Origin of the sequence: Cellulosimicrobium cellulans (assembly GCF_042723955.1) — a bacterium.
In the GTDB taxonomy this organism is placed as follows: domain Bacteria; phylum Actinomycetota; class Actinomycetes; order Actinomycetales; family Cellulomonadaceae; genus Cellulosimicrobium; species Cellulosimicrobium cellulans_H.
This window is the reverse complement of record NZ_JBHXIC010000119.1, coordinates 1-6647: the sequence shown is the minus strand read 5'-3', so window position 1 is coordinate 6647 and position 6647 is coordinate 1. Positions and strand designations below refer to the sequence as shown.

General features: G+C 74.2%; 6 protein-coding genes. 2 read left to right on the top strand and 4 right to left on the bottom strand.

The window, feature by feature from the left end:
• Positions 1-365 precede the first annotated feature (365 nt).
• A complete protein-coding gene (locus ACFWH7_RS19665) occupies positions 366-2984 on the top strand; it encodes a helix-turn-helix transcriptional regulator (protein WP_378219126.1) in 2619 nt (872 codons plus the stop codon).
• Between the two features lie 27 nt (positions 2985-3011).
• On the opposite strand, the gene ACFWH7_RS19660 is transcribed toward ACFWH7_RS19665, so the two are convergent.
• Both ACFWH7_RS19660 and ACFWH7_RS19655 read right to left on the bottom strand, forming a co-directional pair.
• The gene (locus ACFWH7_RS19660) at positions 3012-4088 is read right to left on the bottom strand and encodes a glycosyltransferase family 2 protein (protein ID WP_378219124.1); all 1077 of its coding nucleotides are present in this window, start codon (positions 4086-4088) and stop codon (positions 3012-3014) included.
• Positions 4085-4240, bottom strand: coding sequence for a hypothetical protein (locus tag ACFWH7_RS19655; RefSeq protein WP_378219122.1), 156 nt, complete (start codon positions 4238-4240; stop codon positions 4085-4087). The genes ACFWH7_RS19660 and ACFWH7_RS19655 overlap by 4 nt, the downstream gene beginning before the upstream one ends.
• A gap of 241 nt (positions 4241-4481) precedes the next feature.
• Between ACFWH7_RS19655 and ACFWH7_RS19650 the strand changes: the two genes are divergently transcribed.
• Positions 4482-4706, top strand: a complete 225-nt coding sequence (locus ACFWH7_RS19650; RefSeq protein ID WP_047231065.1) for a hypothetical protein — start codon at positions 4482-4484, stop codon at positions 4704-4706.
• A gap of 12 nt (positions 4707-4718) precedes the next feature.
• Here ACFWH7_RS19650 and ACFWH7_RS19645 read toward each other — a convergent pair whose 3' ends face one another.
• Positions 4719-5483, bottom strand: a complete 765-nt coding sequence (locus ACFWH7_RS19645) for an amino acid ABC transporter ATP-binding protein (protein ID WP_378219134.1) — start codon at positions 5481-5483, stop codon at positions 4719-4721.
• A gap of 65 nt (positions 5484-5548) precedes the next feature.
• Positions 5549-6565 carry an amino acid ABC transporter permease gene (locus ACFWH7_RS19640; RefSeq protein WP_378219120.1) on the bottom strand — a complete coding sequence of 339 codons (1017 nt, stop codon included), beginning with the start codon at positions 6563-6565 and terminating at the stop codon, positions 5549-5551.
• Positions 6566-6647 lie beyond the last annotated feature (82 nt).

Sequence of the window (6647 nt, the reverse complement as noted above, 5' to 3'; positions counted from 1 at the left end):
GGTGACGGGGGGGGTGTGGTGGGCGCCCGCACCCAGCGCGCCACGGCGCCCCCCCCCCCCCCCCGCGGGGCGGCGGGGCGCCCCCCGCCCCCCCCCCCCCCGGGGCCCCCCCCCCCCCCCGCCCCACGACCCGGCGTCATCGGTGTACCCGGGGGGCCACCACTCCGCGATCCGGTCGACGTACGTGTCGAAGGCGACCTCGACGGGGCACGCGAGGCGGAGCTCGTGGACGATCGGGGCGAGGCTCATGCGGTCCTCCGGTGCGATCGGGACGCGGCGGCCGGCTCGCGTCAGGATGCAGTGAACCGCGGCCCACCGCGTCGCGCCACCGGGCGTCCACGACCGTCGGTCCGTAGCCTGGCCAGGTGGCGGCAGTGCAGGGGTTGCACCGTGATCTCGTGGACCAGGTCGAAGGACTCGTCCGCGGCGGGTCGAGCGTGGTCGTCGAGGGCATGCCCCACTCCGGCCGCTCCACCGTCCTCACCCGGGCGCTCGACCGCTTCGAGGACTCCGGATGGACGACCGTGCGTCTGCGGGGCGTCGCGGCTCTGCACGACCGTCCGCTCGAGGCGCTCGCGGTCGGACCCCTGGGGCCGGTCGCCGCACAGGAACGCCCCCGCGCCGCGACTCCCGTCGCCGCGTTCGTGACCGCGCTCGGTCACCGCGTCCACGAGCCGTTCGTCCTCGGCGTCGACGACGCCGACCTTCTCGACGACGCCACCGTGGGCGTCCTCGCGAGCACCTGGACGACGCGCCGCTTCCCTGTCGTGCTGACCGAGGGGCGCAGCGCGGGTCCGCTGCGCGACGGCTCGCTCACGGCGACGCTGTCGCCGTCCGTCAGGCTCGACGTGCCCGCGCTCGTGTACGGGGAGGTCGTCGAGCTGCTCCAGGACACCCTCCGGGGCCGCGTCGACCCGCACGTGGTGGGGCGCGTCTACGCGAAGTCGGGCGGCCTCCCGGGGCTCGTCGTGGCGATCGCCCGCGGCGGGAGGCGGCTCGGCGCCATCGACCGACGCGACGGGGTCTGGCGCGCCGGTCGCGACCTGTGGACACCCGACCTCGTGGCACCGACGAGCCGGCTGCTCGTCGGGCTGGACGCGCAGGAGGTGGACGCCCTCCACATGCTCTCGCTCACCGGCGCGGTGGGCGCGGCGACGGCGACGCGGCTCGTCCCGCAGCACGTGCTCGAGTCGCTGGAGTCCCGCGGGCTCCTGCGCTCGCTCTCCCAGCACTACCAGACCCTCGTCGGGGTGTATCCCCCGCTGGTCGGCGAGATGTTCCGGCACGCCAGGACCGGGACGACCCAGCTCCGGGTGTCGGCCTCGATCGAAGCGGCCCTCGAGAGGCGCACGGGGGTCCCGGTGACGGGCTCGCGAGGCGAGCGCGCCGAGGTCCCGGAGCGCGACGGCCCTGCCGGCCGACCTGTGCCCCAGCCCCTCCCCGGCCCACCGGCCCCTGACGCACGCGAGCGGATCGCCGTCCTCAACCGCCACCTGTCCGACGAGATCGCCCGCCAGGTGCTCGTGCGAGGTGACGAGTGGCGGACGGCGCCCACCGCGGCCAACGCCGTCCCGTACCTGCGGTCCCTCGTCATGGCGCGGGCGGACCCGGCGTCCGTGGAGGTCGTCGCGCGCGCGACGGAGCCACCCGAGGACCCGACGGAGCGCGCGCTCCTGCTCGCCTGGCAGGCGACGTACGCCGCTCTCGTCGAGAGGGACCTCCCGCGGGCCCGGCGGCTCCTCGACCGGGCAGCGGTGCGGGGGGACGTGACCGCCGAGTCGATCCTGGAGAGCTTCGACCGCGACGCCGTCCTCCTGCTGGACCGCGTCCCACCGGCACCGACCGTCGATCCGCCCGACCACGGGTACGCCCACGACCTGCGCGAGATCGTCTCCGCCTCCGCCGCACTGGTCGCCGGTCGCCCCCGCGACGCGTCGCGGTCTCTCGACGCCGTGACGTCCGGCGACGAGTCGACGCAGCAGGCGAAGAGCTCCTTGCGCGGTCTCGTCCTGCTGTTCCAGGGCGACTTCACGGAGTCGCTGAGCTGGTCGGCCCGCCACCTCGACGAGTCGCTCGCCGGCCGGCAGGTGGCGGACGTCTGGTCCCACGCCTACGTGGTGTCGTTCTCGCTCGTCTCCCTGGGTCGGTTCGCCGACCTCCGCGAGACGCTCGCGACCGTGCTGCCCATCGGGGTCTTCCCGCCCCGGCAGGCGCACTTCGCTGCGGGCACGATGGCGCTCGGGGCGTGGGTCGCGCTCGCGGAGGGCCGACCGCAGCGGGCTCGTCTCCTGGCCGAGCAGGCCGACGCCCTCGGGCACCCCGGGGGGCCGCTGCCCCTGACGTCCGCGCGCTGGCTCCTCGACGTCGTCCGTGCCCGCGCCGACGGCGACGCCCACCGCGAGGCGGACGTCCTGTGGGCCGCCTTCGAGGACGCCCGGTCGCGCGGGTTCCTGCTGTCCGCCACCGTCCTCGGGTGCCTCGCCGTGGACGCCGTCCCCGACCCCGCTCGTGGAGAGGTGGTCGCGCGGGCCGCCTCCTCGCTGCAGTGGGAGTCCGGCTCGCACTGGGCGGGCTACCCGCGTGCGGTCTGCGACCCCGACCCCGAGGCCACCGAACGCTACGGTCGCGACGTGCTCGCCGCGGGCTTCCCCCTGCTCGGGGGGCGGGCGCTCGCCCACGCGGTCCGACGCTGGCGCACGGCGGGGCGGGCGGACCGCGCGGCCGCGGTCGTCGACGCGGTCCGCCGGGTCGCGGTCGACGAGGGTCTCGTCCGGCTCGTCGACCCGACGAGCGCGCCCACGCTGAGCTCGCGCGAACGCGAGGTGGCCCGCCTCGTGGACGCCGGGCTGAGCAACCACCAGGTCGCCGAGCGGCTGCACCTCAGCGTGAGCACGGTCGAGAACCACCTCAACCGCATCTACCGCAAGCTCGGGGTGGGCGGTCGGCACGACCTGGGCGCGGCGCTCGCGCGCGACGGGCGGTGATCGGGCTCCGACCTCGCCGCGGCGCCGTCAGGCCACGGTGGCCGGCGGGTGGGCCACGTGGTTCCACGCGGCGTCACGGCGGGTGACCGCCAGCACGAGGGCGTGCGCGAGCGCGGCCTGGAGCGCGACGTCGTACCCGAGCTCGGGGAACACGGAGGCGGCCAGGAGCCTGCCCCGGGGACCGTTTCGCCATGCCGTGGTGACCCGCTCGGCGACGAAGACGCCACCGAGCGCGAGCCAGCCTGGGACGACGTGGAACGTCCCGAGCGCGACCGACGCCGCCGTGAGCACGAGGAGCGTCGCCAGCATCGTCGCTCCGACCAGGAGCATGAGCTGCTGCGCGTGGTATCGCACCGTGACGCGCGAGAGCCCGTAGGCGCGCAGGTTGTCGAGCATCCCCTTGTACCAGCGCACGCGCTGGCGGTGCAGGTCGCCCCACGTGGGCATGAGCTCGGTCGTGCACGTCATGGTGACCGGCGACGCGAGCCGGTATCCCAGGGTCCGCAGCGCGAGCGTCAGCTCGCTGTCCTCGGTGATCGCCCCGCGGTCGTACACGTCGCCCTGCCTGCCGGGGAGCCGGTTGCCCCGAGCGTCGGCGACGGCACGCAGCGCGTCGGTCCGGAGGAGGGCGGCGGTCCCCGTGAGGACCGCGGTCCTGCCCGTCACGTCGATCTGCTCGGCGTAGCGGCGGTACTCGTTCGCCTGGCACCACTGGAGCAGTCCCCGCGGGTCCTCGCCCTGGAACACCCCGCCGACCGCCCCGAGGCCGGGGTCCGCCTCGAGGAGGCGGACCCCTTCCTCGACGAACGTCGGTGCGATGGTCGTGTCGGCGTCCAGCACCAGGACGAGCGGTGTGTCCACGGCGCGCAGCGCCTGGTCGAGCGCCCCCGCCTTGCGGGCGGTGTTGTCCACCGTCTCCATCGTGTCCGCACCGAGCGACCGGGCGACCTCTGTCGTCCGGTCCGTGCTGTTGTCCGAGACGACCAGCACGCGTTCCGGGCGGAGCGTCTGCGAGGCCACCGACGTGAGCGTCCTCGGCAGCGCCGCCTCCTCGTCGTGCGCGGGCACGACCACGGTCACCCGCGCTCGGAGCGTCTCGTTCATCGGGTGGCCCGACGGTGCGCGAGGACCCGCACCGTCGTGACCAGCGCGAGGCCCGCCACGACGAGCGTCCACGCCCCGACGGCGTAGTAGGCGGTGAGGGCGCCCGTCGTCGCGAGCACTCCACCGGTCTGGGCCAGGGTTCCCTGGTACATCTCCGTCACCTCCGTCTCTCTCGTCACTGACGAGTTCCACGGTCGGTGCCGGGCGAGGGACCACGGCCCCGAGCGGTGTCGTCCGGGTGGTGGAGGCGCCGATGCCGGGTGCTGCGACCAGGAGCACGGGTGTCCGGCGGCCCCCGATGGGTGGCGCGACGGAGGAACACGCACGACTTCCTCACGGACACGTCACCGCTTCCGGTCGCGGAACGCACGTCCCTCACGGAAGGTGGGAGGCGTGCTGACGCGATCTCCCTCCCACACCCGCTCCCACGCCCCGGACAGCGAGACCCCGATCTACGACGCGCTCGTGGTCGAGCACGAGAACATGCTGCCGCTCGTGCACCTGGGCCGGGCGCTCAGCGGAGAGATGGTCACCGTCGCTCGCCCCACCGGGCTCTCGCCCCGCCTCCTCGCGTCGCACGACGCCCCCGCCCTGCCGCGCCGCCGTCGCGCGGGCTGAGGGGCGCCCTCCCTACAGCACGTGCGCGAGGAACGACCGCGTCCGCTCGTGCTGCGGGTCTCCCAGCACCTGCTCGGGCGTGCCCTGCTCGACGATGACGCCCTCGTCCATGAAGACGACGGCGTCCGCGACCTCGCGCGCGAACCCGATCTCGTGCGTCACGACCATCATCGTCATGCCGGACCGCGCGAGGTCGCGCATGACGGCGAGCACCTCGCCGACGAGCTCGGGGTCGAGCGCCGACGTCGGCTCGTCGAACAGCATGAGCTCGGGCTCCATCGCGAGCGCCCGCGCGATCGCCACGCGCTGCTGCTGCCCGCCGGAGAGCTGCGCCGGGTAGTGGTCGGCGCGGTCGGCGAGGCCGACGCGCTCCAGGAGCTCCGTGGCCCGGGCACGCGCGGCCGACTTGGCGAGCCCCTGCACCTGCACCGGCGCCTCCGCGACGTTCTCGAGCGCCGTCATGTGCGGGAACAGGTTGAAGCGCTGGAACACCATGCCGATCCGCGAGCGCTGGCGCGCGACGACCTTGGGGTGCAGGCGGTGCAGGCGGGTGCGCCCGTCCTTGGTCACCTCGCGGTAGCCCATGAGCTCGCCGTCGACGCGGATGCGCCCCCCGGTGATCTCCTCGAGCTCGTTGACGCAGCGCAGGAGCGTCGACTTGCCGGACCCGGACGGGCCCAGGACGACGCACACCGAGCCGCGCGGGACCTCGAGGTCCACGCCCTTGAGCACGTGCAGGTCGCCGAACATCTTGTGCAGGCCCTCGACCTGCACCATCGGCGTGGCGTCCGTGGTGGTCGTCGCGCGGTCGACCGCCGAGGATGCTGCGTCGTGCGTCCCGCTCACGGGGTCACCTCCAGGAAGGGGTCGTCCTTGGTCGTGCCGGACGCGGCGATGAGGTCCTGCTTGCTGGGCTTCTGGCGGCCGCCGCCCTTGCCTCCCGGCCCGCGCCCGCGGCGTCGGGCCGCCGTCTGCGTGCCGAACCCGCGGCCGTAGTACCGCTCGATGTAGTGCTGGCCGACCATGAGGACGCTCGTGATGAGCAGGTACCAGATCGCCGCGACCATGAGCAGCGGGATCGGCAGGAAGATCCGGTTGCCGATGGCGTTCGTCGAGTACTGGAGGTCGAGCGTGAACGGCACCGCGAGCACGAGGGACGTCGTCTTGAGCAGGGAGATGGTCTCGTTGCCCGTCGGGGGCACGATGACGCGCATCGCCTGCGGCAGCACGATGCGCCGGAGGATCTTGCCGTCCTTCATGCCGAGGGCCTTGGCCGCCTCGGTCTGGCCCGGGTCGACGGACCCGAGACCGGCGCGCACGATCTCCGCGAGGTATGCCGCCTCGTTGAGCGAGAGCCCGATGAGCGCGCACACGAACGCCGTGAACAGGTCCGCCGTGCGGAACTCGAAGAACTCCGGCCCGAACGGGATGCCGAGGCTCAGGCGCGGGTAGAGCACCGACACGAGGCCCCAGAACACGAGCTGGGTGTAGATCGGGGTGCCGCGGAAGAACCAGATGTAGCCCCAGCTCACCGACTTCATGACGGGGTTGTCCGACCGTCGCATGATCGCGAGCAGCACGGCGAGCACGATCGCGATCGCCATCGAGCAGAACGTCAGCACGAGCGTCCAGCCCACGCCGCGCACGACCGTCACGTCGCGGAAGTAGAGCCAGACGACGTCCCAGCGGAACTTCTCGTTCGTCAGCAGGGCGTTCGCGGCCATCGCGGCGAGGACCAGCAGCACGACGGCGGAGATCCACCTGCCGGGCCGCGGGACGGGTCGGGCGTGGATGCGGTCGGGGACCGGGTCGTCTCCCGGTGCGCCGGCGGCGTCGCCGCCGGGTGTCCTACCGGTCATGGTGCACCTCGGGGTGTCGGGGCTCGGGGCACGAGCCGGGCCGGGGGGGCGGCGGGGGGGGGGGCGGCGGGCCCCCGCGGGC